At 38.8% G+C, this 25,507-nt stretch carries 30 protein-coding genes and 1 pseudogene; 23 read left to right on the top strand and 8 right to left on the bottom strand.

The annotated features are described in order from the left end of the window. Nucleotides 1-2: 2 nt before the first annotated feature. From IGJ25_RS12805 to IGJ25_RS12715, 19 genes and pseudogenes are all read left to right on the top strand, one after another. The gene (locus tag IGJ25_RS12805; protein WP_438779351.1) at nucleotides 3-1,151 is read left to right on the top strand and encodes a phage minor capsid protein; all 1,149 of its coding nucleotides are present in this window, start codon (nucleotides 3-5) and stop codon (nucleotides 1,149-1,151) included. Nucleotides 1,152-1,163: 12 nt separating this feature from the next. Beyond that, nucleotides 1,164-1,322: a hypothetical protein gene (locus IGJ25_RS12800; RefSeq protein WP_223597575.1), complete on the top strand. Its 159-nt coding sequence runs from the start codon at nucleotides 1,164-1,166 to the stop codon at nucleotides 1,320-1,322. A 109-nt stretch (nucleotides 1,323-1,431) separates the two neighbouring features. Beyond that, nucleotides 1,432-1,995, top strand: coding sequence for a phage scaffolding protein (locus IGJ25_RS12795; RefSeq protein WP_438779350.1), 564 nt, complete (start codon nucleotides 1,432-1,434; stop codon nucleotides 1,993-1,995). Nucleotides 1,996-2,009: 14 nt separating this feature from the next. Further along, a complete protein-coding gene (locus IGJ25_RS12790; RefSeq protein ID WP_086292965.1) occupies nucleotides 2,010-2,894 on the top strand; it encodes a capsid protein in 885 nt (294 codons plus the stop codon). Between the two features lie 9 nt (nucleotides 2,895-2,903). Next, nucleotides 2,904-3,062 carry a hypothetical protein gene (locus IGJ25_RS12785; protein WP_195266627.1) on the top strand — a complete coding sequence of 53 codons (159 nt, stop codon included), beginning with the start codon at nucleotides 2,904-2,906 and terminating at the stop codon, nucleotides 3,060-3,062. A gap of 27 nt (nucleotides 3,063-3,089) precedes the next feature. After that, entirely contained in the window at nucleotides 3,090-3,479 is a 390-nt protein-coding gene (locus IGJ25_RS12780) for a hypothetical protein (RefSeq protein WP_438779349.1), read from the top strand. Then, entirely contained in the window at nucleotides 3,479-3,817 is a 339-nt protein-coding gene (locus IGJ25_RS12775; protein ID WP_438779348.1) for a putative minor capsid protein, read from the top strand. The genes IGJ25_RS12780 and IGJ25_RS12775 overlap by 1 nt, the downstream gene beginning before the upstream one ends. Further along, nucleotides 3,817-4,149 (top strand): minor capsid protein, encoded by a 333-nt coding sequence (locus tag IGJ25_RS12770; protein WP_438779347.1) that lies wholly within the window; start codon nucleotides 3,817-3,819, stop codon nucleotides 4,147-4,149. The genes IGJ25_RS12775 and IGJ25_RS12770 overlap by 1 nt, the downstream gene beginning before the upstream one ends. Beyond that, nucleotides 4,149-4,556, top strand: coding sequence for a minor capsid protein (locus tag IGJ25_RS12765; RefSeq protein WP_438779346.1), 408 nt, complete (start codon nucleotides 4,149-4,151; stop codon nucleotides 4,554-4,556). Before IGJ25_RS12770 ends, IGJ25_RS12765 begins: the two co-directional genes overlap by 1 nt. Beyond that, a complete protein-coding gene (locus IGJ25_RS12760; RefSeq protein WP_167827011.1) occupies nucleotides 4,556-5,032 on the top strand; it encodes a phage tail tube protein in 477 nt (158 codons plus the stop codon). Before IGJ25_RS12765 ends, IGJ25_RS12760 begins: the two co-directional genes overlap by 1 nt. Before the next feature lie 45 nt (nucleotides 5,033-5,077). Next, complete coding sequence (locus tag IGJ25_RS12755; RefSeq protein WP_438779345.1) at nucleotides 5,078-5,521, top strand: hypothetical protein; 444 nt, start codon at nucleotides 5,078-5,080, stop codon at nucleotides 5,519-5,521. Between the two features lie 9 nt (nucleotides 5,522-5,530). Continuing rightward, entirely contained in the window at nucleotides 5,531-6,100 is a 570-nt protein-coding gene (locus IGJ25_RS12750) for a Gp15 family bacteriophage protein (RefSeq protein WP_438779344.1), read from the top strand. Then, the gene (locus tag IGJ25_RS12745) at nucleotides 6,093-9,575 is read left to right on the top strand and encodes a tape measure protein (protein ID WP_438779343.1); all 3,483 of its coding nucleotides are present in this window, start codon (nucleotides 6,093-6,095) and stop codon (nucleotides 9,573-9,575) included. Before IGJ25_RS12750 ends, IGJ25_RS12745 begins: the two co-directional genes overlap by 8 nt. Then, a complete protein-coding gene (locus tag IGJ25_RS12740) occupies nucleotides 9,576-10,406 on the top strand; it encodes a phage tail domain-containing protein (protein WP_438779342.1) in 831 nt (276 codons plus the stop codon). A gap of 8 nt (nucleotides 10,407-10,414) precedes the next feature. Further along, nucleotides 10,415-11,434: a phage tail protein gene (locus IGJ25_RS12735; protein ID WP_438779341.1), complete on the top strand. Its 1,020-nt coding sequence runs from the start codon at nucleotides 10,415-10,417 to the stop codon at nucleotides 11,432-11,434. Further along, a complete protein-coding gene (locus tag IGJ25_RS12730; protein ID WP_438779340.1) occupies nucleotides 11,435-12,457 on the top strand; it encodes a hypothetical protein in 1,023 nt (340 codons plus the stop codon). Then, nucleotides 12,454-14,997 (top strand): GDSL-type esterase/lipase family protein, encoded by a 2,544-nt coding sequence (locus tag IGJ25_RS12725; RefSeq protein WP_438779339.1) that lies wholly within the window; start codon nucleotides 12,454-12,456, stop codon nucleotides 14,995-14,997. Before IGJ25_RS12730 ends, IGJ25_RS12725 begins: the two co-directional genes overlap by 4 nt. 130 nt (nucleotides 14,998-15,127) lie before the next feature. Then, nucleotides 15,128-15,496: pseudogene (locus IGJ25_RS12720) on the top strand (phage holin family protein); the annotation flags it as partial. 168 nt (nucleotides 15,497-15,664) lie between these two features. Beyond that, nucleotides 15,665-16,609, top strand: coding sequence for a peptidoglycan recognition protein family protein (locus IGJ25_RS12715; RefSeq protein ID WP_438779338.1), 945 nt, complete (start codon nucleotides 15,665-15,667; stop codon nucleotides 16,607-16,609). 39 nt (nucleotides 16,610-16,648) lie between these two features. On the opposite strand, the gene IGJ25_RS12710 is transcribed toward IGJ25_RS12715, so the two are convergent. Beyond that, complete coding sequence (locus IGJ25_RS12710; protein WP_438779337.1) at nucleotides 16,649-17,452, bottom strand: glycerophosphodiester phosphodiesterase; 804 nt, start codon at nucleotides 17,450-17,452, stop codon at nucleotides 16,649-16,651. A gap of 879 nt (nucleotides 17,453-18,331) precedes the next feature. Here IGJ25_RS12710 and IGJ25_RS12705 point away from each other — a divergent pair. The 3 genes from IGJ25_RS12705 to IGJ25_RS12695 are packed head-to-tail and all read left to right on the top strand — an operon-like array spanning nucleotide 18,332 to nucleotide 19,592. After that, complete coding sequence (locus tag IGJ25_RS12705) at nucleotides 18,332-18,724, top strand: hypothetical protein (protein ID WP_413137376.1); 393 nt, start codon at nucleotides 18,332-18,334, stop codon at nucleotides 18,722-18,724. A 33-nt stretch (nucleotides 18,725-18,757) separates the two neighbouring features. Next, complete coding sequence (locus IGJ25_RS12700; protein ID WP_438779336.1) at nucleotides 18,758-19,204, top strand: hypothetical protein; 447 nt, start codon at nucleotides 18,758-18,760, stop codon at nucleotides 19,202-19,204. Continuing rightward, nucleotides 19,197-19,592, top strand: a complete 396-nt coding sequence (locus IGJ25_RS12695) for a hypothetical protein (RefSeq protein ID WP_413137378.1) — start codon at nucleotides 19,197-19,199, stop codon at nucleotides 19,590-19,592. Before IGJ25_RS12700 ends, IGJ25_RS12695 begins: the two co-directional genes overlap by 8 nt. A gap of 10 nt (nucleotides 19,593-19,602) precedes the next feature. On the opposite strand, the gene IGJ25_RS12690 is transcribed toward IGJ25_RS12695, so the two are convergent. Genes IGJ25_RS12690 through IGJ25_RS12680 form a run of 3 tightly spaced genes read right to left on the bottom strand, consistent with a single transcriptional unit; the run spans nucleotide 19,603 to nucleotide 20,418 of the window. After that, a complete protein-coding gene (locus IGJ25_RS12690; protein WP_438779335.1) occupies nucleotides 19,603-19,878 on the bottom strand; it encodes a hypothetical protein in 276 nt (91 codons plus the stop codon). Continuing rightward, on the bottom strand, nucleotides 19,799-20,065 hold the full coding sequence (locus tag IGJ25_RS12685) for a hypothetical protein (RefSeq protein WP_438779334.1): 267 nt from the start codon (nucleotides 20,063-20,065) through the stop codon (nucleotides 19,799-19,801). Before IGJ25_RS12685 ends, IGJ25_RS12690 begins: the two co-directional genes overlap by 80 nt. Next, the gene (locus IGJ25_RS12680; RefSeq protein WP_008377784.1) at nucleotides 20,065-20,418 is read right to left on the bottom strand and encodes a hypothetical protein; all 354 of its coding nucleotides are present in this window, start codon (nucleotides 20,416-20,418) and stop codon (nucleotides 20,065-20,067) included. Before IGJ25_RS12680 ends, IGJ25_RS12685 begins: the two co-directional genes overlap by 1 nt. A 664-nt stretch (nucleotides 20,419-21,082) precedes the next feature. On the opposite strand from IGJ25_RS12680, the gene IGJ25_RS12675 reads away from it, so the two are divergent. Further along, a complete protein-coding gene (locus IGJ25_RS12675; RefSeq protein ID WP_005229136.1) occupies nucleotides 21,083-21,292 on the top strand; it encodes a hypothetical protein in 210 nt (69 codons plus the stop codon). 61 nt (nucleotides 21,293-21,353) lie between these two features. Here IGJ25_RS12675 and IGJ25_RS12670 read toward each other — a convergent pair whose 3' ends face one another. The 4 genes from IGJ25_RS12670 to IGJ25_RS12655 all read right to left on the bottom strand — a co-directional run bounded on the left by IGJ25_RS12670 (nucleotide 21,354) and on the right by IGJ25_RS12655 (nucleotide 25,342). Continuing rightward, the gene (locus IGJ25_RS12670; protein ID WP_225001164.1) at nucleotides 21,354-23,156 is read right to left on the bottom strand and encodes a glycerophosphoryl diester phosphodiesterase membrane domain-containing protein; all 1,803 of its coding nucleotides are present in this window, start codon (nucleotides 23,154-23,156) and stop codon (nucleotides 21,354-21,356) included. Nucleotides 23,157-23,328: 172 nt separating this feature from the next. Then, nucleotides 23,329-23,928: a TVP38/TMEM64 family protein gene (locus tag IGJ25_RS12665; RefSeq protein WP_005229140.1), complete on the bottom strand. Its 600-nt coding sequence runs from the start codon at nucleotides 23,926-23,928 to the stop codon at nucleotides 23,329-23,331. 188 nt (nucleotides 23,929-24,116) lie between these two features. Continuing rightward, on the bottom strand, nucleotides 24,117-24,587 hold the full coding sequence (locus IGJ25_RS12660) for a threonine/serine exporter family protein (RefSeq protein ID WP_016608602.1): 471 nt from the start codon (nucleotides 24,585-24,587) through the stop codon (nucleotides 24,117-24,119). Continuing rightward, nucleotides 24,584-25,342, bottom strand: a complete 759-nt coding sequence (locus tag IGJ25_RS12655; protein WP_010749694.1) for a threonine/serine exporter family protein — start codon at nucleotides 25,340-25,342, stop codon at nucleotides 24,584-24,586. Before IGJ25_RS12655 ends, IGJ25_RS12660 begins: the two co-directional genes overlap by 4 nt. Between the last annotated feature and the right edge of the window lie 165 nt (nucleotides 25,343-25,507).

Genomic DNA, 25,507 nt, shown 5'->3' with positions numbered 1-25,507 from the left:
AGATGGCGATCACTCAAAGGCAGTTAGATATTAAGACCGCTGCTATTCAAGATGCTTATGCCGCATTAGAAGAAGAGTTAATGAAACTCGTTGTAGATCGATTAAAGATCAAAACTAATACAGAATTGTCACAGGACTCAGTCTTTCAATGGTACCTTGAGAAGTTGGATCAATTAGGAATGCTAAATTGGGACACGATTAATGAATTGGTTGAGGAAACTAAATCAATCACTAAAAAAGAATTAAATGAATTAATTGTTAAAGAAGGTTATGAAGACAACCTTAAGGAAAATAAGAAGCTTGCAAACTTAGCCAAAACTCCTATCAAGGAGTGGACTAATCTGGATCAAATATTAAATCAGTTCTTTGACAGTCAATGGCTTGATTTTGAAAACCATATCAATCAAACTCTTTTATCAACTAATTATCAAGTGAATTCTATTGCGAGAATCTATCAACAAGTTCTAAACGACACCGTGGCTAGAACAATAGGAGGGTTATCAACGCCTCAGCAGTCATTTAAGCGAGCAATCTATGAAATGGTGCAAAAAGGGATAGATGTCAGTTTAAAGGATAAATCTGGAAAATCATGGACTCTTGAATCTTATGTAAGAACAGTTATCAAATCAACTACTGGAACAGTTTTTAACGATTTGCGCTTAGAGCGTGGTATTAATGAATATGGAATAGTGACTGCCCTTATGAGCCATCATGCAGCAGCACGTGATGCTTGTAGTAAGATCCAAGGCAAGTATGTTCTGATGGTTCCTAAAAATCAAGCTCCTGAAGAATTCAAACATTTGCCCAGCGTTTATGACTACGGATGGAAGACCCCAGCAGGGTGTAACGGTATTAATTGTAATCATCGATGGTATTCTCAACTACCTATGAAAGATACTGGTATGGCTGATCCTGTTGCTCCTGAAGTTGCACAAAAAAACGCCAAAATTGTTGCTAAACAAAGAAGATTAGAACGTTCAATTAGAATGGCTAAAAAGTCGCTTAAAGCCTCACAGTGGTTAGACGAATCTGATGACATAGATTACTTCAAATCCATGGTAAGGACAAGACAAGCTGTTCTACGTCAATTTATCATTGATAATGATACTTTACTACATCGATCATACGATCGTGAGCAAGTTTATACTTAAGGAGTTGGGAGCATGGAAAACCAAGAAAACCGAAATGTTTTACCACTGACAGAAGTTTTATTAGCCTTTTATCAAATAGGACTAGCATTAAAGTATGAGAAAAAACCGCCAGATTATCATTTTAGTAAAGTAGCCGATATGGCGGAAAGTGAAGGTGGTCAATATATCTAGCTCAAGACGTGCTTAACGTCTTTTTTTTATTCTTAGACCTGCTCGAAAGTCTCTAAAAGTCGGCTCATAGTGGGAGTTGCCACTCTAAAAACACTTAGGAGGAAGATTGATGAAAAAAGAAGATTTGATTGCACTAGGAATCGATGAAGAAGCGGCAAAATCAGTGATGGCTTTGCATGGTAAGACCGTAACGCAACTCAATGCGCAAGTAGCTACCGTTGAAGGCGAGCGGGACAGTGCCAAACAAGAACTAGCAGCAAATCAGGCAGAATTAGACACATTGAAAGAATCAGCAAAAGGTAACGAAGCGCTTGAACAGCAACTTGCTGATTTGCAGGCAAAGTTCGATGAGTCCAAAACCAATTCTGATAAGCAACTTTCGGAACAGCAGAAAGATTTTGCTATCAAATTGGCGCTTAAAGAAGCACAAGCGCTTGATGATGATATCGTCCTTGCTCAGTTGGATAAAGAGACGATCAAAGTCGTTGACGGCAAGCTACAAGGGTTTGATGAACAGCTGAAAGGATTGCAAGAGAGCAAAGCATTCTTGTTTCAGCAAGGAGAAGCCCAAGAACAAGGTGCTCCGAACTTCGCTGTTGGGGGCAATGCGCAAGGCGGTAACGGGAATGGTCAAGTTGATGCATTTCAAGCGGCCGCAAATAAATATATTTAACGGGAGAGATAAACATGACAATTAAGTATTTTACAAAGAACTACGCAGGCATTTTGCCAGACATTTTTATTAAGAAAACACCGTTTTTACGTGTTTTTGGTGGTGCTTTGCAAGTTAAATCTGACGCAGAGTACAACGAGAACTTTATGGATTTAAAAATCACAGATACAGACGTGACGATCCAAGAATATTCTACTGAAGCGGATGTTGCTTTTGGTGCTGGAACAGGCAATAGTAATCGTTTTGGCCCACGGAAAGAAGTCAAATCTATCGATATGACTGTTCCTTGGGAAGCGCCTCTTGCGATCCATGAAGGTATCGACAAATTTACCGTGAATGATATTCCTGATCAAGTCGTTGCTGAGCGTTTGGCTTTGCATGCCGTGGCTTGGGCTGGTCATGTCAATACATGGTTAGGAAAAGCTATTTCTGCCAATGCTAGTGAAACATTGACAGGCGAATTAACAGAAGACGGCGTTACAAAGTTGTTTGCCGACGCACATAAAAAGTTCGTTAACAACAAAGTTTCGACTACAATTCAGCGAGTTGCTTATGTCAATTCTGACATCTACAACTTCTTGATTGACTCTAAACTGGCAACGACTGCGAAAAACTCTGCCGCTAATGTTGATACTCAAACACTGTACCGCTTCAAAGGCTTCGAATTGGAAGAACTTCCTGATGATCAATTCGTTGCTGGTGAACATGCATACTTCACTGCTATCGGAATCGGTGTGGCTGGTGTAGGTATTGAAGTAGCACGTGCGATGGATTCTGAAGCATTCAACGGTGTTGCGTTACAAGGTGCAGGTAAATACGCAAACTATATTCCTGAAAAAAACAAAAAAGCGATCCTTAAAGCTAAATTGACTGCTCCTGCTGAAACACCTGAAGGGTAGGTATTGAACATGGCAAAATATAAGGTATTGAAGCGATTTCGCGATAAGGTCACGCGTGAAATCTACGAACCAAATAAAGTAATTGATATGACTGTGAAACGTGCCGATGAGGTTGCTAAGAACCTTGACGATACGTTTTTAAAACGCGTTGAGGAAGACAAGAAATAGTCTTCCTCTCTATTAAGGAGGGAGATTATGGCTTATCTAACGTATCAAGAATATCAAGGAATGAAGTTCACTAATTTAGATCCAACCGACTTTGATAAGCTCATTGAAAAAGCATGTGCATTGATTGATGTGCAGACAAGGAACTTTTATCAGTTCAACAATCTTGATAGTGACATCATTTTTCGTCAGAAGAAGTTTAAAATGGCGGTTGCAGCACAAGTTGAATACATGTATCAAGCCAATGCTACAACTTCGCTTGAGATCAACAGTCCACAATCTTGGTCAGTAGACGGTATGAGTATCACAGAAGCTAGCCGGTATAACAATACAGGCGCAAATGAGTCACCAACGATACTTTCAGATGACGCAGTTTTGTTTCTATCTGGAACAGGATTACTTTATAGGGGGCTTGGATAATGGGATATTATCGTTTGCCGCCTAAAAAAGCTTTCTGTCATACGATCAACTTTAAAGAAGTGATGGGTGAGGATGATTGGCAAAATCCTATTACGAAAGACTGGAAAATTGAAAATTGTTGGTTTAATTATGCATCTAAATTCACACGATCAGGAATAAATGCTAGTGACAAAGCGCCAATTGCATCAGTAACTATGACTGATCGATATTGTGGATCATTACCAAATTTCAAAGTAGCCTCGAAAATTTCGTTTAAGGGTGAGGATTTTACTATTGTAACTTCTAAGCCGTTGATTCTGAATGGTCAATCAATCGGTTGGCGTTTGGAGGTGGTCTGATGCCGGGGATTAAAGTGGATCTTACAGGTGTTAGAAAAAAGCTATCTGCTGAAAACTTTGAACGTGGCCAGTTCAATATGGCATCGAGGATGCACTCAACTATGAACGAAAATTTTGTTCCAGAAAGAGATGGAGATTTGCGTGCTATGAGTCATGTAGCACCAGACGGTAGCACTATTAATTGGGTTTCTGTATACGCAAGAAGACACTATTATGCTCCTGGGAATTGGAACTACACTATACCAGGAACTGGTCCTAGATGGGATCAAAAGGCCAAATCGATTTTTATGAGTGACTGGGTAGAAGCATTCAAGAAAGGAGCGGGCTTTTGATGGACTTTATTGAAAGACTAAATGAGTCAGTTAATACAGTACCCAATTTACCTCTCAAATGTTTTCTCGGTTATTTACCGCCGAAAGACGAAGCTTTTGTCCTTTTCCCGTTAGCTGGTGGACGAGTAGCAGAGGAATTCTTTGACGGAACAAAAGATCAAGAACTTAACTTTGAATTTGCAATGAAATCAAAAGACCAGCAGAAAATAAGCAATACTCTATGGCTAGTTCAAAATTATCTAGAAGAGCTTTCCGAACTTGCAAGTTCAGATGGCTCTTTTGATTTTGATTCGATCAGCATCACAAATAAGCCTTTTATCAATCAGTTAGACGAAACAGGAATTTATGTCTTTCTTGTTGATATAAAAGCAAAAATCACAACATATCCTAAGGGGGAAAATGAATAATGGCAAGAAAAAAGAATGCCCTACGTCAACATTTTGTTGCAGATTACGATCCTACTAAAGCGACAACTAAACCATTGGAAGATGCTTACAAGAAGTTTGGCCGTTATGTAACAACTGTAGAAGACGATGGCGATGTACAATCGGAAGATTATGCCGATTACGATGGTGACGGTACATTGTCTACAGACATTACTGGAATTACTGAAAAATGGAACTTTTCTGGTTATTGGGATCCTGAACAAGAAGCGCAGCAATTGGTTAAGAAGAAAAAGCGCGCTGTCGGTGATGACCGAAAAGTATGGCATAAAGTCATTGAGACAGACGGAACAACGATTGAAGGCGTAGGTACACTTAGCGAAAAGATCGTAGCTGGTTCGGGAGAAGCATCTGATTGGGAAGAGTTCAGCTGCAGTATCACTTATGATAAAACACCAGATGTAACAGATTCAACAACTGAAGAAACACCAGAAGGATAGAAGGGGAGCATAAGCTCTCCTTTTTTTATTAGGAGGAATTTAAACATGAAATTTGATATTAAACGATCGGGTTTTCCTATCAATATCGGCACATTAGAGTTTTTCTTTGGTACCTCAGTAGAAGAATTGACACGATTTTTTGACGTACAAGAAGAGATTGAGGATAAAATCAATCCTTTAGTTAAAAAAAGAGAAAAATTAGCGATCGATCAAGAGAATATTACTAAAAACGATGCTAATAACTTGATTAGTATTTCGAATGAAATGAACGCTCTTCAGTATGATGCATTGTTAGGAGATGGATCCTATGAAAAAATCTATGCCGAATATCCTGATGCAGTTCAATTGTTTGATTTATTTGATTCAATTGCAGAAAAAGTTGCTGAGGCAATCGAAAACGATGCAAAAGATCGCGAAGATAAACTTGCTGAACGTAAAGCAAATATGTTGAAAAAGAAAGCACTTAAAAATAAAAAGAAGAAAAAGTAGGTGATCTAAATGCGGTTGAATGACCCATTGACCACTGAAATTGAGTTTGAAGGCGTAAATTATCCTTTGGACTTGGCTTTTGACAATGTGCTAGATGTTTTAGATGCAATTTCAGACGATACGCTTATGGCATGGGAAAAAGTTGATATAGCATTGAACCTTTTAATTGGAGAATCAGACTTGGACTTCGAGAAGCAAATGGAACTTTGGGCATCTATTCTAGAAGATCACATTCAATTAGGAAACCAGCCGAAGCCTGTTTTTGATTTAGAGGGTAATCCGATGCCTACGCCTAAAATAGGAAATGAAAAGAAAAGTATGGACTTGGTCCAAGATGCTAAGTACATATACGCTTCGTTTCGCCAAATCGGGATTAATTTATTCGAGGAACAAGGAAAGATGCATTGGGAGGAATTTCAAGCAATTCTTGAAAGTCTACCAGATGATACTATTCTGCCCAAAATTGTTCAAATCAGACAATGGTCACCTCAAAAAGGCGAAAGCGCGAAGGAAAAGGAGCGAATGCGAGAACTTCAAGCTAAATACGCATTAGATCAGGAGGTGATTTTTGATGGCTGACGGAAAAATTGTTATTGCAGTAGATGTTGACGGCAACGATGTTACTATACTGAATAAAAATCTAGATCAGTTAGAAGGAAAGTCCTCAAAAGCTGGGGCTTCCATAAAAAACATGGCTATCAGTATGGGGCTTGTAAAAGTTGCTGGTGCAGCATTCAAAGTCTTATCAAATTCCTTAGACAGTGCTATCAGCCGATTTGATACGATGCAAAAGTTTCCTAAAGTTATGAATGCTTTAGGTTTTAGCGCAAAGCAATCGCAAAAATCAATTGACAAACTATCAGACGGAATTGACGGTTTACCGACTAAACTTGATGATGTCGTTGCGAGCACTCAACAAATGACCGCAATTACAGGCGATCTTGATAAGTCTACTGATACGGTTTTGGCGTTAAACAATGCGTTCTTAGCTTCCGGAGCTTCTACTGATGACGCTAGTCGCGGTATGCAACAATTTAATCAAATGTTATCTACAGGCACCGTTGACTTGGAGAGTTGGAAGACTTTACAAGAAACGATGCCTTTAGCTTTGCAAAAGACTGCTGAAGCTATGGGTTATGTCGGTAAATCAGCGCAACGAGATTTATACGCTGCCTTAAAAGATGGTACTGTTACTTTTGATCAGTTTAACGACAAATTGATAGAACTTGGTACTGGAACAGGAATGCTTGCTGGTTTGGCTAAGGAAAACAGCTTAGGGATTGCAACATCATTTGGAAATTTGAGTAACGCAGTTGCAAAAGGCGTTGCTAACGTAATTACCAAAGTAGACGAACTTTCTCAAGCATTGACTGGCAAAAGTATCGCACAAAATATTGATAGTGTTAAAGGGATTATAAATGACACTTTCGGCGCAATTGTAGAATCAATTGATGTTCTCATTCAAAATTCTGATGAATTGACCCAGACTTTTGAGACATTAGTGAGCGTGGTTGAACTTTTGGCTCCCGCTTTTGTAGCAGCCACAGGAGCTTATGTAACTTTCAAAGCTGCTATTGCTATAGGTTCTCTCGTGTCTTTTATAAGTCAAGTAATCGGGATAATCAGTGCTTTAGGTAGCATGATCAGCATGTTTGGTGTATCGGGAACAGCCTTTGCTCTATTATCGGCAATTATACCAGCAGGTATTCCTATTTTTGCTGTTTTAGCAGCCGCAGTAGGTGCTGTAATATCGGTTTTTACTTATTTTTATAAGACAAGTGAAACATTTAGAAACGGTGTAGACAAAACAGTCGCTGTTATTAGAGATGGTTTAATAACAGCGTTTGATTGGCTGAAATCAGTATTTGCAAGCTTATTGCCGACTCTCCAAACAGTTGCTTCGGTTATCGGAACCGCGGTAGTGAATGGGTTTAACAAGCTGGTAACTGTCGGATCGGCAATACTTTCTGTAGTGGTTCCGGCGCTACAACGATTTGCAAGTGCCGCTAAAGAAGTTGTTTCTGCTGGAATAGAGAAATTTGGTTCGGTACTATCCACGGTTGCAAGTGTGCTATCGGGTGTTTTCTCATCTGCAATGGGAATTGCAGGGAGCTTATTAGAATCACTTGGTGGATCGTTTGGAAAAATCGGTGGAGTGATCAGTATTGTTATCAGCATATTATCCAAATTAGCTTTGGCGGCATTTGGGTTAACTGGACCATGGGCGGCAGTAATCTCTTTAGTCTTATCATTTGTTGCAGCATGGTTGAAAACTGGTGACTTGTCATCAGACGGCATTACACAAGTATTTGATAATCTACAGTCTACTATTGCTAATGTTGCGAATTTTATTAGCGCTAATCTACCCAAATTTGTTCAACTTGCCACAGACCTCATCACTAGTTTTGTAGAGGGATTAACAACTGCTTTACCTGGTATAGTTGCAGTTGCTACTGATATCATCCAAACATTAGTCAGCGCCATCACTACTATTTTGCCCCAAATTATCACCTTAGCTACACAAGTAATCACAACTTTAGTCCAAGGGCTCGCAATGGCACTGCCAGCACTTATGATTGTAGCGTCTCAAATTATTGTCCAACTAATTACTGCTATAGCTGATGTATTGCCTCAATTAGTAGAGGTAGGCGTAAATGTCCTAACTGCTTTGATAGACGGAATCATCAGTGCTTTGCCAGTTATTATTGATGCTGCAATAGGCATACTGAACGCTTTAATTGATACATTATTAACCGTATTGCCAATGTTACTTGATGTAGGCCTACAAATCATCACTACTTTATTAGGCGCAATCATAACAGCATTGCCTGCGCTGACAGAAGCAGCAACATCAATCATAACTGGTTTGCTGACAGCGTTTATATCAGCGTTGCCTATGCTCATTGCCGTAGGAGTGCAAATACTGATGGCTTTGATCGAAGGATTATTATCAATTCTACCTACATTACTAATGGCAGTGCTACAAATTATTATGGCGCTGGTTACAGCTCTGATTGCAGCTCTACCTCAAATTATTGCAGCTGGTATTCAATTGCTAATGGCTTTGATTCAAGGGATACTTTCAATCTTGCCACAATTAATTGAAGCGGCGCTACAAATAATTATTGCATTGGTAGCAGCGTTTATTGAAGCAATTCCTCAACTTCTTGAAGCGGGAATCCAATTGTTATTGGGTCTTATCGCAGGTATTGTTTCTGTCTTACCACAGTTGATTGCTGCGATCATCCAATTAATAGTTGCAATTTTAGGTGCGCTTATAGGTGCTATACCTCAGCTATTATCGGCTGGCGTTCAATTGATAGCAGCTTTGATCAGCGGAATACTGAGTTTACTAGGTCAATTGTTATCCGCGGGTGGTCAGCTAATAAGCGGTCTCCTATCCACAATTTTAGGTTATCTAGGAGAATTGTTGTCTGCAGGTGCCCAATTGATAGCAAGCCTTGTTTCTGGCATAGGTGGTGCAATAGGTTCAGTTTTTAGTGCTGCTCAAGATATAGCAAGTGCAGTAGTTGATACGATTACTAGTATTGACCTATTTGGTGCAGGAGCTGCAATTATAGATGGTTTTCTTGGTGGCTTGAAGTCTGCGTACGAAAACGTAAAAAGCTTCATCGGAGGCATTGCTGACTGGATCGAACAAAATAAAGGTCCTATATCTTATGACAGAAAACTATTGATTCCTGCTGGTAAAGCTATTATGGGTGGCTTTAATGATAGCTTAGAAGATAACTTTAAATATGTTCAAAAAACAGTGGGCGGAATGGCAGATAAATTAAGTGCAAGCTTCAGCTTAACCCCTGAAACAGCCTTAGGCACCAATCGAGTTGGCATGTCTAGCGTTGGTAGCCAGATCGTCAACAACACGTATAACACCAACACCGGATCTGATTTGAAACAGATTATAGACGCTATTCAGCAACGTCCGCTAGTCGTCCAATCGATCTTGGACGGTCAAATGATTGGTAACAGCGTCGATCAAACAAACGGGGCAGTCTTGAAAAGAAAATTTTATACGAACGGAAGTGGTGTGTAGATGAGTAGCTCAGGAGTAGTTGTAAAATTGGGGTTTAGCAACGAAGTTATTGATCTAGCAGAGCGCTACAACATTAAATACACTGACATCAAGCTTGAAGGGCCGGTCCCGAACAACACCTACACACAATTTTCCGGCTCAAACGGTCGCCGTCTCGTAAATAGCAACATGGATGCCTTTGGGATCATGTTTAATTTTCGTGTGTATACATCTGGTTTAGACGATTCGGTATTGGCAGAAATAGAATTACGGCGCTTGTTTTTCAAAGAGTCAGAATTTTACTTTTTCTATTCTAAAGAGCCGGGAAAACGATTTAAAGTTTCGGTATCTGCGTTTGATATTGAGCGATCCGCCTCCTTCATTTTAAAGGTGTCTGCCGAACTTAGTGTTGATTCCGGACACTCGGAATCTATCGCTTCCACACTTTCCAATTTCAGCCTAGATGAAAGCTGGCAATTCTCACAAGGTTTAGTTTCTGAGGATTACGAATACACTCATCAGACCAGTCGCTTTACGATTTTCAATGCCGGCGATTTCACGATTGATCCAAGAGAAAATTACCTGAAAATCAAAATTGAAGGAATGTCAGACGGCAATCTCACAGTGTTCAATGCAACCACTGGTGAGCGATTTATCTACCGTGGTTCACTCAATTCCGTTAGCGGCGAGACATTAACGCTTGATGGTGTCTATCCTCTAAAAAATGGTATTCACTGTGGGATTGATACAAATCACGGTTTGATCTCATTGGTTCCTGGCGAAAACAAAATCGAAATTTCCAACGCTTCACGTATCAAAACGGCGTGGGATTTCCGATTTCTCTATAAGTAGGTGATGGGATGAACGATATCATAATAGCAAATTTCGAGAAAACCAAAGAAGAGATCCTTTTCGGTGTTGACAGGGACTCTTTTTTTGAAAATTGGCAAGAAAACGAAACGTGGGAAGTCGGCTTTTTGGTGATGAAAACCAAAGCCAATGCCCATTCATTTGATCTCGTAGACTACGAAAGCTCTGTTTTTTGGAACGGGCAGGAATTTATCGTCAAACAGATGAAAGACTATGCAGTTGGCGCACAGCGATTTAAAGAAGTGGTTGCCACACACGTCTATTACACGATCCAAGATGGCTATCAATACGAGCAGATGACAGGGACTTTCTCTATCAATCAATGTCTATCGCATATTTTTTCAGCTGGTAACCGAGGGTTTAGCTATGAAGTGGTTAACACCAATGGTGTCTTCAGCCGAATTGAACAGGAGAATTTCGGTGATGGAAACTACTTGAAATTGATTGATGAAGTGCTGACGGACTACGATGCAGTGGTGATCCCTGATAATAAACACTTGCGGTTTTATCCAAGAACTTACTACGGAAATGAGACACAAGAACAAATCAGGTTCAAGTTTAATACCGATGAAGTCCACTTTGAGATCGATACGTATAGCCTGAAAACGCAGGTTCGCGGATTTGGAAAGAGGAAAGAAGACGAAAGCTACTATTTTAGTCCGATCACGTATACGTCGCCTGAATCAAGCAAGTGGGGCATCCGTATTCAAGATCCCGTGAACGATGATCGATTCACGGTCGCAAGCAGTATGAGTGCACGACTAAGGCGGGATATCCACGATTATCCGGACATTTCGGGAACGGTGAATATCAAATGGGCGATTGATCTAAATCGTGGGGACAAAGTGACGTTTGTCTACGAGCCACTCAATGTTTGTCAGATGATTCAAGTAGTCGGATTGAAAAAATATCCACTGATACCTAACAAACCGCCGGAAGTCACGTTATCGAATAATAAAAAAACAATGACAAATATTCTTGCAGGTCTGAAGAAGAAAGGAGTGTTGTAGTTGGGCTTAATGAAATTAGTAAAAAATGCGATCAGCTCAGAATGGAAGAAGACGTTTAATGACAATGTCGATTATTTAAATGGATTGGAAACACGAGTTGATCAAAGAAATCAGGCAACAAATAAACGGATCGATAATCTTGTATTGAACGCTGGCGGTGATAGCCCGAATGAAGTTGTGGATGCGCGGGTCAACACTGAGGGGGTTATCTTTGAGACGCTCCGAGAACGATTGGCGGCTGGGGAAGAATTGACTAAAGAGGAACTAACACTAGTAAATCAGTTGATCAAAAATCAAAGCGAAGCTATCACTCAGTTAAATTCAACGATTCAAGAACTCTATGGAGGATCTGGCGGCTCGATCTCGTTGTTTGTTTCAGCGGAATTAGGAAACGACACAACTGCTGATGGAACAGAAGAAAAACCGTTCAAAACGATTCAAGCGGCAATCAATAGTCTGCCGTTGCTATCCACGAGCCAATTCTATATCTATGTGGAACCAGGCGTGTATCTGGAAGATGTCGTGATTTCCAATATCACAAGCAGCAAGCTTGAGATCATAGCGTCAAATCTTTCGGTCATTGATGCTTCAGCCGGAGATACCGGCGTTTTTGTGAGGTCAGTTTTATTCATTGATTGTGGAATGTACTGTGCGGTCAGAGGATTCACACAAACAGATGTAGCGAATTCACCGAAACGTTTTATTTATTTCCACGGTGCTATGTACGGCGCTGCAGAGGGATGCCGGGCGGTTCAAAACACGAAAAATATCGATGGCTATACAGCATTTGGATGGGAGCGATGTGTTTCTGGAAATATTTACAGTTGCCACGCTTCAAACCAATATTATGCGCTCAAAGGCGCTTTTGGAACGGGCGTGAGAATTTCATACACCGTTTCAGGAACAGAAAACAATATAGTATATCGATCAGAAGGATCAACTATTTATCGTGCCGCCGGTGCTTCGATCAGCGGTACCACGATGGAATCTAAAACTTATGGTGGGCAGGTGTTCGCAGGATGAACGAAGATAACAAAATTTTTAAAACAAACGAATTTTCAATCGAGATCAGTCCAGTCGGGAAAGCTATTCAATCTAAAGACATTCAGTATTTCTCGTATGATGAGAATAGCGGCCTCCAGCTGATCCATATTTTAATGGATGGCAAGCCGCTTGATTTACCCAACGGAACGGAAATCCGACTTTCTGCCGTCAAACTCAATAATCAAAATCAAAAATTGATCTATACTCCTGAAATTGTTGATCCTCTGAAGGGAATCGTCTCTTTCGTTATCCCACGAGAGTTTTTAGGATATCGGGGGAAGATTCGATGCGGGCTATATATCAATTTTTCAAACAATCAGACGATGCACGTTGGGTATTTTTATATCAACATGGGGGTATCCGATATTGACACAAACCTAACGGAATTCACCGAGGATTTTTGGCAAGGATGGAGCGAATTTGAAGCTGGTTCGACTGCTAAAATGCAAGAGTTAGAGCAACGAATTGACGAGCAAACCGAAATTTTTAATAACGCTGATGTTTATAATAAGGCTGAAATTGAAGATAAGCTAGAACCGTTTGCACTTCGGACTGATATCGATACTCTAGATGCTGTTAAAGCAGACAAAAAATCCTTAGCACTAACTGATTCTAAAGTTGCTGACTTAGATTCTGTAAAAGCGGATAAAACGCAGGTTGCAACCAAAGCAGATAAAACCTATGTTGACAGTATGTTATCATCAATCGCACAAGGCGGTCCTAGGGAATTGTTTTATTCTCTTGCTGCTTTAAAAGCAAAGTATCCTAGCGGTGCAGATGGAACTTACTTAGTTTTTGATAGTGCAACAACTGATGGCGCTCATTCGTATATATGGGATAAATCAGTGTCGATTTGGAAGGACTTAGGAATTTATCAAGGGGTGGTGATTGCTGAGGATAGTATAACTACAACCAAGATAAAAGATAAAGCAGTAACTATAGATAAAGTTGATTTCTTTACTCCTGATTTCGTAAATTTAGTTGATACGTATATTGCCGATGAATATTACAACATAACTGATGGGAAAATATTAAAAAAAGGAGAAACCGGGTATCAAGCTAATTGGGGAAGAACAAAGCTAACTGCGGTCAATGATGGTGATATCATATATCGAAACGGCAAAGTTGGGAACTCAGACACAGGCCCAGTGTTTATAACTTTTTTTGCAGACAGTTCTGCTAGTCAATTTGTCAGTGGGGCTACATGGGCCATAACGGGCCAACTTAGTACTTATATAGTTCCTGTGGGTGCTAAGTATTTTTCTATGAGTATACGAGACACAGCTAAAGCAAACGGGGGAGAAGTTTCAGTAAACGTATCTCCCGGATATAAAAATACTAGACAATCGTTAGAAATAGGTAATTTTTCGAAAATAACCTATACATACGATAAAGGTTGGCTAGTGTCAGTTCCACACTCCGAAGACGTTTTAACGATCGATTACAAGAAAAAAGAATTTAAAGTTAAAGCAATTCCTTGTTTTGCAACGTGGGGATCGAATTACAAGTGGATTTATGGAGGAGGCGGAATCTCGCTTCCAGAACAAGGGTTCACCTATACATTCGATGAAATTCAAGCTGCTATAGGCGGCGTCACAGAGAGGCCGTATGTATATGTGTTTGTGCGCAGAGACCAAGGCACTGTTTATTCAGCTAAAGATATGTTCAGTTTCTATAGTGCCAAATATATGGAGGATCGTGGAGGTCCAAATTACAAACCGTTTCGAGAACAAATAATTAAAAGCCATGTGTTTATCGGTATGTTCGTTTTGACAACGACTGCATATTCTTTCCCCGGGACGCCTGTATCAGTTGTGACAACAAAAGCAGTTGATGCCATTACTAAGAAAATAAGTTTTTTAGGCGATTCCATAACCACTTACGCAGGATATATTCCCACTGGAAACGTTGCGTTTTATCCTTCATCAGGAGCTATTAAAGATGTGAATTTGACTTGGTGGAAGAAGTTGATTGATAAGTCTTCTGGTAAGCTTGAATTGTTGGTTAATAATTCATGGTCGGGCAGTCGCGTCACGACTACAGGAGGCACTGATTCATCCGGTATAACGAGAGCTGAGCTTTTGGACAATCAAACTGACAGTCCAGATATAATTATTGTTTATATGGGTGTTAATGATTTCAACAATAATGTGCCTATTGGGACTTTTGACGGGTCTAGCGCATTACCTAACGTAACAACAACCTTCGGAGAAGCATACGGAATATTATTAAACAAAGTAGTGAATAAATATCCCACGGCAAAAGTCTATTGCGCTACTATCCCGATAAATTCACGCGGTCCATATCCTCGTACAAATACTAACGGGGATACTTTGGCCTCTTACAATGATCGCATTCGGAAGATAGGAGAATCATTTGGGGCTGATATTCTTGATTTTGCCAGAGCGGGATTTAACCACGTCAGTGCAGCAAATTTCACGTCAGACGGCTTGCATCCTAATGAATCAGGCATGACTATTATGTATGATAAAGCTAGAAAAGCATTAGGTTTATATTAATTAAATATATTATGAAGTGGACAATCATCATTGGTTGTCTGCTTTTTTGGCTAATGGTATTGTGGCTGATATTTTGAAGTTAAGGATATAAAACGATCTATGCATTTAAAAAATAGAAAAGGTGGTATATATGGTGATTATTGACAATGGAGTGTTACTGAATGAATTTCGAGGGTTGCTGACAAATGGATATGTCCAGTTGTTCTTATGGGTAGTAGTAGGTGATATTGTTACAGGATTGTGCAAGGGCATTTTCGTTAAGGAAGCTAATAGCACGAAAGGATTGCTTGGTATTGTAAAACACATGCTCGTGGTCTGCTTGGTAATTATTGCCTATCCGTATTTAAAGATTATGAACCTTGAGACGTTTGCTACTGCATTCGTCTTTTTCTATATCGCGGTTTATGGAATTTCAATCACGGAAAACTTAGGTCAATTAGGTGTGCCAATTCCAAATTGGGTCAAAGAAAGACTGTCTAAGTTACAAGATAGTACCGAAAATCCAAAACCTAAAGTAACGGAAATTAAAATCGATTATGGTGACGGACAATCCGAAACTCAATCTTTGGATAGTAAAGATGATCCAGATTACGGTGACGGCCAAGAGTTCACAGAAAAGAAGGAGTAGCCTAGCGGCTGCTCTTTTTTAAAAGAAAGGATGATATAAATGAGTTTCATCAAATACGAGTATATCAATATTAATGAGTACTCAAGACCAGGTATCAGGAATAACGGTATTGATGGTATCGTTATGCACTACACCGCCAACAATGGTGGCACCGCACGCAATCACAAGAACTATTTTAATAATCTAAAAGGAAATTATACTTCTGCTCAACTGTTTATAGATGATATTGAAGCACTCTGTATCATTCCCTTAAATGAAGTTGCGTATCACGCCAACGAAATCAGCAAATACAATGCAGATGGGTCGCGCTATCGTCCGCTGTATTCTAAGATAGGCAACGCCAACTATTCAACGATCGGTGTTGAAATGTGTTTAGACAAGAATGGAAATATCACTGAAAAAACATTCCAGAACACTGTTAAAGCTGTCAAAGAACTGATCGCAAAATATCCAAATGTCACTCGAAACAAGATTTGGCGTCATTATGATGTAACTGGCAAGAACTGCCCGGCTCCATGGGTAGCAAAACCAAGTGAGCTGGAACGATTCAAAGATGCGGTGTTTGGCAAGACTAGCGGTTCTAATTCAGCAGCTAAACCTAGCACACCTACTGTAAAACCAAATACCAATAAAATCCAAGAAGACGGAATGTTTGGACCAAGTACTGCCAATAAAGCCATGAAGTACGAAGGTATCACACCAGATGACGAAATCAGCCATCAGTATCGGCAAGCGTGCAACAAGAACCTTTATGCGGCACAATTCGATAATACACTTAAAGGTTCAACACTGATTCGTACATGGCAGAAACGGTTGAAAGCAAAAGGTTTATACAATGGTGCGATCGATGGACTATGCGGAACAGAAATGATTAAAGCTATGCAGCGAGCCTTGAAGACTACAGTTGATGGGTTTATCAGCCCAACAAGTCAAATGGTTCGAGCTTTGCAAACTGCATTGAACAACAATAAGCTCCCATGGTAAAAAACAAGCCCTTTCTCTGCAAATGAGAAGGGGCTTGTTTTATTTTCTGTATTTATTTTCTATAGCTAAAGCTTTTGCTGTGAAGTTGGTAAAATAATTATCTATACCAAGATCGATTGCTTCTTTTATTTCATCAGTAGAATTAATTGTCCAAATGTTAAAAAGTTTATCACGACTATGAACTAATTCTACATTTTCGTTGGTCATCATACTCTTTTCAGCCGCAACTATATCTACAACGTCATATGTGACTGCTTCTTCCAATTCGTCTTGATCTTTAACTAATAAGAGTTTTGACATACTTGGAAAACTTTTGTTCAAATCTTGCAATGGTTTGATTTCAGATGCCTGAACTACGATATTATCCTCCAAGTTATTTTTCTTCACAATGTCTTCGAAAAGCTTCGTTTGATTAGAATTTTCCTTCAGTTCTATTACATAATTCACAGTATCTCCATATCGATCAAAAACATTTTGTAAACTCAATATCTTTTCATTATTTTCAGTTCTTAAATCAGAAATTTCATCATCGCTCATATTTGAAAAAAGTTTGTCTAAACCAGTTATTCTTTTTGCGGATAAATCATGAGAAACATAAAGAGTGTTGTCTCTGGACGTTACAAGATCTTGTTCGATATATTTTGATCCGTATAAAATCGCCAAATCATAGGCTGCGATTGTGTGTTCAATTTCTTCTCCGGAAGCGCCCCTATGAGAGTATACTCTGGAACTGGGGGCGTTAGTATTTCTTATTAAGTAAAATGTTAAGAGTGAAGAAAGGAGAACTAAAAAAATCAAGAACGGAATTAATATTTTTGTTTTTTTTATCTTTTTTCGATGCATATAGTACCTCAAAGTTTTTCTTTTATTGTACCAGAAAAAAATTATATAAGAGAACATTTTTCTAACTCGGGATTCTAAGACATAAATAAATGCGCAAATAAATTAATCATAAATCGGCGAATACCGACAACTAATAATTAAAGATAATAAAGATCACTCTCTCTAATGTATTCAAACTAGTCATATTGCTGATTTGTCAAAGAGTATTGAACAAAAATAAGCTTCCATGGTAAATAAATAGCCCGCTTCTGCGGGCTTGTACAAAGATCATATTCATTTTACTTGCAGTAAATAAGTTTATACTATACATTAGTAATTGCGTGCAATACTTTAAGAAGAGTAGTTAGGCGGTGGTAGCTTGGGGAAGTGTGCCTAATACTCTTCTTTTTTATTTTATCATTATTTCAATTTAATAGATATTATTGTTTAGAATATCGTCTAAAATATTTTTATGTTTTTTAGCATATTATAATATTCACTTCATGACAAAAATTAATAAATCTGTCTCTCAAAATTATATAATATTTTTATTTGAATCAAACTAAGATAAATTGTAAAATAGTGATAGCCTTTTTAAAGGCTATCTTTTTTATCATTTCTGAGCCCACTCTACCCGAGGGTGGGTTATTTTGTACCTTTATAACGTTTTGCATTGATCTGATAGGGGAATTTCTATATTAGAGAAATATATGACTATAACGAATCCTCACTGCCTTCAAGTATGATGAGAGCTCATAATATACTAAAATCTAAAAAAAGAGTATTATAAAGAAAGTTAAAATTCAAATTTATCTTGTACTTAAAGTTTATGAATGCTATATTTGTGTTGTAAGCATACAAAATATGCTGATTTTTGCATGCATAAGAATGGAGAGAATAATGGCTTATTTTGCTAATTTGATATGTTCGGAAAACGCTACAACTAAAGGAGATGATTTAATAATTGAACAACCTTTAGTAAGTCTTGTTTTGGATACATTTCCCAACAATTATAGCTTTTTTGTAGGTTTTAGTCTTGTTCAAATTAATAAGACTATAACGCAGCAAGATTATGTAATGCTTTCATTGTTCGACCAAGAAGATGATGAGCTTTTTTCTACTGGGAAAATTAATATTCCTTTACCAGATGATCTTGATGAGCCATTGGATAATTTTACAGCCAACGTGAGCTTTAACAACATAAAATTTCATGCTCCAGGTTTATATAAAATGACAGCATCAAGTTCATTGGCTGATGCTAAAACAACTTATTTTACTGTACGTGAAGATTGATATACTCAAAATTGAAAGGAGGAAGCTAAAATTATGAATATTCAAATAGCTAAGCCAATAGTTAATGTAGCGGTAGCTTCTTTTTCTTTATACAGTATATCGATGATAAATACTGATAACATTACAATCGAAAATAGCTCTAATTCGTATATAGGCGAACCTGAATTTCATTTTAGAGATGACGCGTTAAGAAAGTTGGATGAAGGAGACTTTCAAATTATCTTTAAAAGCCCTGTTATCCAAAAAAACAAAAATGAAATTTACTTGATAAAAGCAAATATGGAGCAAATTTTGGGCAGAGAAATTAAATATAGTCTACGATTTAATGCTGAGTTGGATACTTACTTTTTTGCGATTATAACGAATGATGAAAACTTTGATAATGATTATGCTAAATTAGATCAAATGGATGAACAACTTAAAGATAGCTCTTATAAAGGCAAAAAGATTGTCGTGACATTGGAGGAAGAAGATGTTTGATTTTCGTGAATATTACGAAATATCGAGAAGCATAGAAGAAACTCCGGATCTTTTTAAAACCGAATCTTATAGAAGGACAGGTATATCTAGAGCATATTATAGTTGTTATAAAATTTGTGATGAATTTGTATCAACTAACTATTCTAATTATAATGGTTTTGAAGGAAAGAGTTCTCATCGCAGTCTCTGGTTATTTTTTTCGGTTGAAAAAGAACTAAAAAAATTGGAAATTAACGAACCTGCCACAAGACTTTTGGAGTTAAGGCAAAAATCAGATTATAAAGCTCAAGCCAAAATGACAAAAACTGATTTAAAACTTGCGAATCGAGAGGCTAAAAAGATTATTGATAAAATTCAGGATGCATATAATTTGAAATCTGAAGCATAGAAAAGACCGCTTACTCATAATTGAGCAGCCGGTCTTTTTTCATTGCTTCAAACTCAATCATTATCTTCGTTTTGCCAATCACCGTATACTTTTTCACAACAAACTGCTTCCTATCATTAAACTCACCAGCAACCACAATTTGCATGTTCTCATCCACATCAGCTAGGAAGTTCAAACTATGCGCTGCAATCAAGCAATTCTCATTATCAAGCGAGAACCGCACCAAAGGGGTCTTGCTCATCTTCAACACACGTATCTTCGATACATAGCCTTTCATCGTTTTCATAACAATCGCCTCCATAGGGTTGTACATAATAGCAACAATCCGTTTTTCCTAAAGTGACAGCAACGTAAAATCCGACACATTTTGTGCCGTATAAAGCTTCCTGTGACTCAGAAATACTGTACGGAAAATCATTTATAAACTCACAGAAAGATAGGTAACCCTGCTCATATTGACTGATTATGTTCATTACACATCAAACCACTTTTTCTCAGTAAAGAAATCTATATTTCGAATTTCACCATATTCTATGAGGGTGGACCCGATGTAGATTCCCAGATCATTGTGACCAGACAGAAAACCGGTTATATCGGGCATGAATTTTCCCAACTGAGTATAATTTAGTTGCACGGCTAACTTTTTGTGTTTCATAAGCGCTTCTTGAAGAAACTTTCCTATTTCTTCTTCATCCATTTCTGGTTTAGGAGGGCATACATAAGCTAACTCTTTGTCAACTCTATCAATATCGGTTGTATGTTCCGATAAAAAGAATCCTATCCATTTTAATTTTTTTCGATCCTCATAAGGTTTAATCATTCCCATAATTATCACTCCTTACGGAAAATTATACGAACGTTTGTTCCCTTTGTAAAGCGAACAGAATTATAAATTTAAAATTAGAATCGATAGAAACATCTAAAATTTCTGGTGATAGTTTTGGTGATAGTGAATCTAAATATAGGAAAAGTTAGAAACGGAAAATACTAATAAAAGGGCTGATATTAAAGGGTTTTATTAAATGGGAAACAATAGGAAAAGGGAAAGAGGTACAAGAAAAACATGTTCGCCTTACTTGGCAAACCAGGTTTTGAAGATCTTGCAAAAGAATTGAACGAACGTCTATAATTCGATAAAGAAACGCCTTGAGCCAGTCTGATTGGCTCAAGGCGTTGTTTTATTTTCGTATTTGTTGTGTAACTAGATCGTTGGGCCAATAAATCAGCGGTCTTCTTTTAATCCCCAAAGCAACGCAGCAGACAATAGTCCAAAGATACAGGTTTGAATAATTGGCATTTGGCTCATCTCCTTTTGATTTCCTTTAGTATAAAATGCTTTTTAAGAAGTGGCACGAACAAACCAGTGTGTTTCAACGAACGAAACTGTCATTTCTTGGTGACAAATGCGTGATGAATTGAAATAAAACGTTTTCAATTTGATGCTTTTTTGTTATTATATCTTTAAGAAAGAAAACGGTTGAGGTGAGGATATGGAGAATATTACGATCGGTGAAAAATATGTCTGCCAACCTGTCGGGGCGAGCAAGCCTGTGATTGGTGTGGTGGAAAAACTATACGTAAATACGGCGTTGATCGTCGTTTCAAGTTATGAAGAAGAAGATCAAGCACAAGTAGAAGCTTGTAATCGTCGGATGATCGTCAGTTTCAATAAAATTTGTACGCAAACGAACGTTGCCTAACCAACTAGCAAAAAATGCTGCTCAACGGAACACCGTGAGCAGCATTTTTCTTCGTGTGAGATCAGCCAACGCCGATCACAAAATTCAATAGTTTGTCTGAATAAGTCATATCTTCTTCCGTCACACTCAACTCTTCATTTAAGATCTCCATCTGGTCAGTAATGATCCCGTCCACCCCGTAAAAACGCATCCGGCTGATAGTATCTGCATCATTGGGGGTCCAAACGAACACTTCCTTGCCATCAGTTCGGGCAGAAGCGATGAAGTTGCGGTTGATCGTACTGTATTCCATCGTCAGAAAATCAGCACTGGTCAGTGGTGGCCCCACGACATTGAAGGGCATGATGTATCCTGAAATCAATTGAGGCGCCTGAGCCTTTAATTCCTCAACAACTGTATAGGAGAGACTTTGCATAATATGACCATTTGCAAGGAGGTCCTCTTGATATCTTGCTAAAAAGGCATTTACAAGTTCCGCGGTATCTTTTCGCTGCGTTTTGATCTCCACCAGCAGTTTTTGGTCCAATTGGTTGGCAAGTGCCAAGTACTCATCAAAGGTTGGAATACGCGCTGTCTGATTGTTTTCCGAAACTGTCAGTGATTCGGCGTAACTCAAAGGCAATTGCTCTGGTTTGCCATGACCAACTGTCAACGGACGGTAAGAAAAATCATGATAGACAATAAAATGACCATCACTGGTTTGCTGGACGTCCATTTCAACATAATCCGGTTGGTACTTCTCGCTAGTAAAGCGTAGTGCTTCAAGAGAATTTTGGACCCCTTGTCCGTCGCTGACCCCTCGATGGGAGATCGTTACCGGATGGATCGAAGCAGCTGAAGTCAGATAGTTCATATTATATAGACTAACACCGACACCGAAAAGCACCGTTACCAAGGTAAACAACGAACTTTTTAGACCTAAGAAGTGACGCTGGTTCAATGGTTCTTGGTGGAACCATGAAGGAATCTCTGGTAAAAAGCCTTCATCATCCATGAAATCAACGATGATGTAAAAAATGGCTACCGTCGATAAAATGACATTCAGTAACAAGATAAACTGCAAGAAAGTCATAATAAAAACAGCACTATACAACGCATAGTCCGGTGTAACAACTTCAATCACCGCCTGAATGGTAATCAGCAAAGTGAAGCCCAGTGTCGAAATCAACAAGATGCTACCGCCGATAAAGACAAATTGACCAACGATGGCAAAAAAACGGCGTTTTGTTACTTGGAGGCTTTCTTTGATCGCTTTTCGAAAGGGCAGATCACGTAATATCATTTCTGGCAAGGCAAAGATCACGCGAATCCCCAAGTAAATCAACAAAACATAAACCAACAGCACTGCCCCGATGATCAAGACACGGTTGGCAAAAATGAAATCCATGATAAATGCGGGAATTTTGATTTTTGCGAGTAAATCAGAATTAAAACTCAACCCACCGATTGGTAAAATCAGTAAGAAGTAAAACAGGAAAAATAAAAAAGTCATCGGCCGTAGTTTACGCAACTGCAAAACAGTCATCCGTAACAATTGCCGCAAGCTGATCGGCTGTTTCTTTTTAATAAAATAGACACTTAGCAGCAAAAAAGTAAACTCAAAAAAGACGGCTAATAAAATCAAAAGTAAAATCAGTGTTAATGAGAGCAGCACGACTGGGTGGTCGGTAAAGATACTGCCGATATTATCAAAAGAAAGGTAAGGCAAGCCCCCACGTTTTAAGACGAACTTGGTGGAAGCCGATAAGATTGGGATCACTAAGAACAACAAAGCACCGTGCATCAGTAACACATCACGGAAGTAGGCGTTGCTGTCTTTCAAAAAATCCCAAGTGTTGACTAAGCTGTTTTTTAAATAATTCATGGTCGTCATCCTAACAAAAGTAAGTATTTTGGTTCCTATTTATTCTAGAAAGGCGGAAAAAAAGAGTCGAACAGTTTCAGAAGCACATTCGCCACAGGTATAGATCCCTGTATGAAAAGCAGCTCCTTCATGTTCGGCTCAATGAATTGATCGTTTTTCTTACCTATTTTTCTTATCCGCCTAACAAACCAGTTAAGAATGTTCCACCATAAATCAAAGCCATGCTGTACAAGAAAATTGAAGCAGGTTTTGCCAACAAAATAATCAACGTAAATTTCTTCACTGTCATGTTGGTCAAGCCAGCCATTAGACAAAGGGCATCATCTGGGGCGACTGGTAGAAAGATTGCAAGGGCGAAAAGTTTTTCAAATCGGCTTTGGTTATCTAACCAGCCAATATATTTATCGTAAGTTTTGTCACTGATCATACTTAAAATGAATGGTTTACCGTATCGTCGGCCTAGCAGGAAAATAATGACAGAACCAATACTGATTCCTACATAGTTATAAACGAATCCTAGATAAGGACCGAAAATCAAGACACCTGCAGCGCTGGAGACACCACCGGGAATGATCGGGATCACTACTTGCAAGATCTGCAAAAGGATAAAGACGATTGGTCCTAAGATAACGGAATTTCCAACTAGACCTCGCAGTGCATTAATGTCTTTGAAAACACCTAGATTGATAAAATAGATCGTTAATGCGATAGATAAACCTAAGCCAATAATAGAAATCGTATTAATGATACGACGAGAAGTTGCTATGCTCACAGGACTTCATCTCCTTTATGTTTCATAATCCCACTATACGGGGTGAGACCAGAAAAATCCAGTAAAACAAATGACAAACGTCAAACAGTTTTGTAAGGTATGCCTTTATTATAAAAGAAGTCCGAAAAGAAAACATTGTACTAAAGTCTGAAATAAGAAAAATTTATAGTTTCTGCGCACCAATAGTTTCAGGAGATTTTTTTATCTGAGGGATGTTTTTTCGTTCGTTTCATTTGCCAACGATTAACGATCTTTTCAACCACACTCGTCATCATGAAACCTCCAGCGATCGCCCCAGCGGTGATGACAACGATCATCAGATTTTCAAAGCCGACAAAGTTGTCGCCCAAAGCGAATTCTCGAACGGCTTTGTAGGCAGGACCACCCGGTACGAGAGGAACGAGGCTAGGAATGTTAAAAATGATCATGGGCATTTTTTTTCTGCGGGAAAAAAAGATGCTGACGCAACCGACGGCAAATGCGGCTAAGAAGTTGGCGCTGCCTAGACCGTAGCCAATCGTTTTCAATGACCAATAGATCATCCAGCCAACCGTTCCAGCAATGCCTGTTGCAACTAAGGCTCTTTTAGGAATATTGGTCAAGATACCAAAGGTCACGGTGCTTAAAAAGCTAAAGGAAAGGTGAATAAAAATCGTCATGAGATCCCTCCAAATAAGGTGAAGACCGTGGCGATGCCAACACCGATCGCGGCAGCTGTGAAAATAGCTTCAGTTCCCCGAGCAGTCCCACTGATGAGATGGCCTGCCAAAATATCCCGAAAGGAATTGGTGATCGCTACACCAGGAACTAAGGGCATGACGGCACCGATAATCAAATTATCGACGTTTTGTGCGACATGAAGAGAGACCGCTAGAAGAGACAAAGTACCGATCAGTAAAGAGGCGCAAAACATATCCAAAAAGCGGATATCGATGACTTTTTTGACCCAATAGGCGCATAAAAATCCCAGACAGCCAATGACAAACGTTGCTAGAAAATCAAACCAAGCACCGCCGAAAATAATCATTAAAGTACTGCTGACCACGCCCGCACTAAACACCTGCAGCCAATAAGGAAAACTTGGTGTCGTTGGATTGACCTTTTTTAATGCCTCGTGCAGTTCCACTAACGAGATTTTTTTTTCAGCATAGGCACGAGACAATCCGTTGACGGCAACAATTTTTTCGAGATTGATGACTCGATCATGAACATTTTCTACTTGTGCATAGTGGCTACTGCGTAAGCCCATAAAAAGTCCAGTTGCTGTTACATAACTAATGCTGCCTTGCTCTCCGGCATTTGCTGCAATTCGATTCATTGTATCTTCCACTCGATAGACTTCCGAGCCGTTTTCCATCATGATTTTTCCTGCCAACAAACAGGTCTCCAATAATAGCTCTTTTGATTCAGCCATTTCCAAACTCCTTTTTCAATCGAATTTGCGCACTACATTCTTAGTGTACAATTTCAGCGAGTTTTCAACAAGGAAGAAAAGTAGATTTGAAAAATAACTAGCAGCCAATGCGTAGGATTTTTTGTGATAAATGAAAGGAGAAGCACTTCTTTTAATTAGTAAACA

The sequence above is a fragment of the Enterococcus sp. DIV0240d genome (assembly GCF_051711245.1).
Lineage (GTDB): Bacteria > Bacillota > Bacilli > Lactobacillales > Enterococcaceae > Enterococcus_D > Enterococcus_D casseliflavus.
The sequence above is the reverse complement of the archived record's forward strand: the minus strand, read 5'-3'. Positions and strand labels throughout refer to the sequence as shown.

What these genes read in the sequence shown, in the direction of transcription:
- IGJ25_RS12805 (WP_438779351.1), top strand. Translation starts at nt 3, where the DNA reads ATGGCGATCACTCAAAGGCAGTTAGATATTAAGACCGCTGCTATTCAA.
- IGJ25_RS12800 (WP_223597575.1), top strand. Translation starts at nt 1,164, where the DNA reads ATGGAAAACCAAGAAAACCGAAATGTTTTACCACTGACAGAAGTTTTA.
- IGJ25_RS12795 (WP_438779350.1), top strand. Translation starts at nt 1,432, where the DNA reads ATGAAAAAAGAAGATTTGATTGCACTAGGAATCGATGAAGAAGCGGCA.
- IGJ25_RS12790 (WP_086292965.1), top strand. Translation starts at nt 2,010, where the DNA reads ATGACAATTAAGTATTTTACAAAGAACTACGCAGGCATTTTGCCAGAC.
- IGJ25_RS12785 (WP_195266627.1), top strand. Translation starts at nt 2,904, where the DNA reads ATGGCAAAATATAAGGTATTGAAGCGATTTCGCGATAAGGTCACGCGT.
- IGJ25_RS12780 (WP_438779349.1), top strand. Translation starts at nt 3,090, where the DNA reads ATGGCTTATCTAACGTATCAAGAATATCAAGGAATGAAGTTCACTAAT.
- IGJ25_RS12775 (WP_438779348.1), top strand. Translation starts at nt 3,479, where the DNA reads ATGGGATATTATCGTTTGCCGCCTAAAAAAGCTTTCTGTCATACGATC.
- IGJ25_RS12770 (WP_438779347.1), top strand. Translation starts at nt 3,817, where the DNA reads ATGCCGGGGATTAAAGTGGATCTTACAGGTGTTAGAAAAAAGCTATCT.
- IGJ25_RS12765 (WP_438779346.1), top strand. Translation starts at nt 4,149, where the DNA reads ATGGACTTTATTGAAAGACTAAATGAGTCAGTTAATACAGTACCCAAT.
- IGJ25_RS12760 (WP_167827011.1), top strand. Translation starts at nt 4,556, where the DNA reads ATGGCAAGAAAAAAGAATGCCCTACGTCAACATTTTGTTGCAGATTAC.
- IGJ25_RS12755 (WP_438779345.1), top strand. Translation starts at nt 5,078, where the DNA reads ATGAAATTTGATATTAAACGATCGGGTTTTCCTATCAATATCGGCACA.
- IGJ25_RS12750 (WP_438779344.1), top strand. Translation starts at nt 5,531, where the DNA reads ATGCGGTTGAATGACCCATTGACCACTGAAATTGAGTTTGAAGGCGTA.
- IGJ25_RS12745 (WP_438779343.1), top strand. Translation starts at nt 6,093, where the DNA reads ATGGCTGACGGAAAAATTGTTATTGCAGTAGATGTTGACGGCAACGAT.
- IGJ25_RS12740 (WP_438779342.1), top strand. Translation starts at nt 9,576, where the DNA reads ATGAGTAGCTCAGGAGTAGTTGTAAAATTGGGGTTTAGCAACGAAGTT.
- IGJ25_RS12735 (WP_438779341.1), top strand. Translation starts at nt 10,415, where the DNA reads ATGAACGATATCATAATAGCAAATTTCGAGAAAACCAAAGAAGAGATC.
- IGJ25_RS12725 (WP_438779339.1), top strand. Translation starts at nt 12,454, where the DNA reads ATGAACGAAGATAACAAAATTTTTAAAACAAACGAATTTTCAATCGAG.
- IGJ25_RS12715 (WP_438779338.1), top strand. Translation starts at nt 15,665, where the DNA reads ATGAGTTTCATCAAATACGAGTATATCAATATTAATGAGTACTCAAGA.
- IGJ25_RS12710 (WP_438779337.1), bottom strand. Translation starts at nt 17,452, where the DNA reads ATGCATCGAAAAAAGATAAAAAAAACAAAAATATTAATTCCGTTCTTG.
- IGJ25_RS12705 (WP_413137376.1), top strand. Translation starts at nt 18,332, where the DNA reads ATGGCTTATTTTGCTAATTTGATATGTTCGGAAAACGCTACAACTAAA.
- IGJ25_RS12700 (WP_438779336.1), top strand. Translation starts at nt 18,758, where the DNA reads ATGAATATTCAAATAGCTAAGCCAATAGTTAATGTAGCGGTAGCTTCT.
- IGJ25_RS12695 (WP_413137378.1), top strand. Translation starts at nt 19,197, where the DNA reads ATGTTTGATTTTCGTGAATATTACGAAATATCGAGAAGCATAGAAGAA.
- IGJ25_RS12690 (WP_438779335.1), bottom strand. Translation starts at nt 19,878, where the DNA reads ATGAAAACGATGAAAGGCTATGTATCGAAGATACGTGTGTTGAAGATG.
- IGJ25_RS12685 (WP_438779334.1), bottom strand. Translation starts at nt 20,065, where the DNA reads ATGAACATAATCAGTCAATATGAGCAGGGTTACCTATCTTTCTGTGAG.
- IGJ25_RS12680 (WP_008377784.1), bottom strand. Translation starts at nt 20,418, where the DNA reads ATGGGAATGATTAAACCTTATGAGGATCGAAAAAAATTAAAATGGATA.
- IGJ25_RS12675 (WP_005229136.1), top strand. Translation starts at nt 21,083, where the DNA reads ATGGAGAATATTACGATCGGTGAAAAATATGTCTGCCAACCTGTCGGG.
- IGJ25_RS12670 (WP_225001164.1), bottom strand. Translation starts at nt 23,156, where the DNA reads ATGAATTATTTAAAAAACAGCTTAGTCAACACTTGGGATTTTTTGAAA.
- IGJ25_RS12660 (WP_016608602.1), bottom strand. Translation starts at nt 24,587, where the DNA reads ATGACGATTTTTATTCACCTTTCCTTTAGCTTTTTAAGCACCGTGACC.
- IGJ25_RS12655 (WP_010749694.1), bottom strand. Translation starts at nt 25,342, where the DNA reads ATGGCTGAATCAAAAGAGCTATTATTGGAGACCTGTTTGTTGGCAGGA.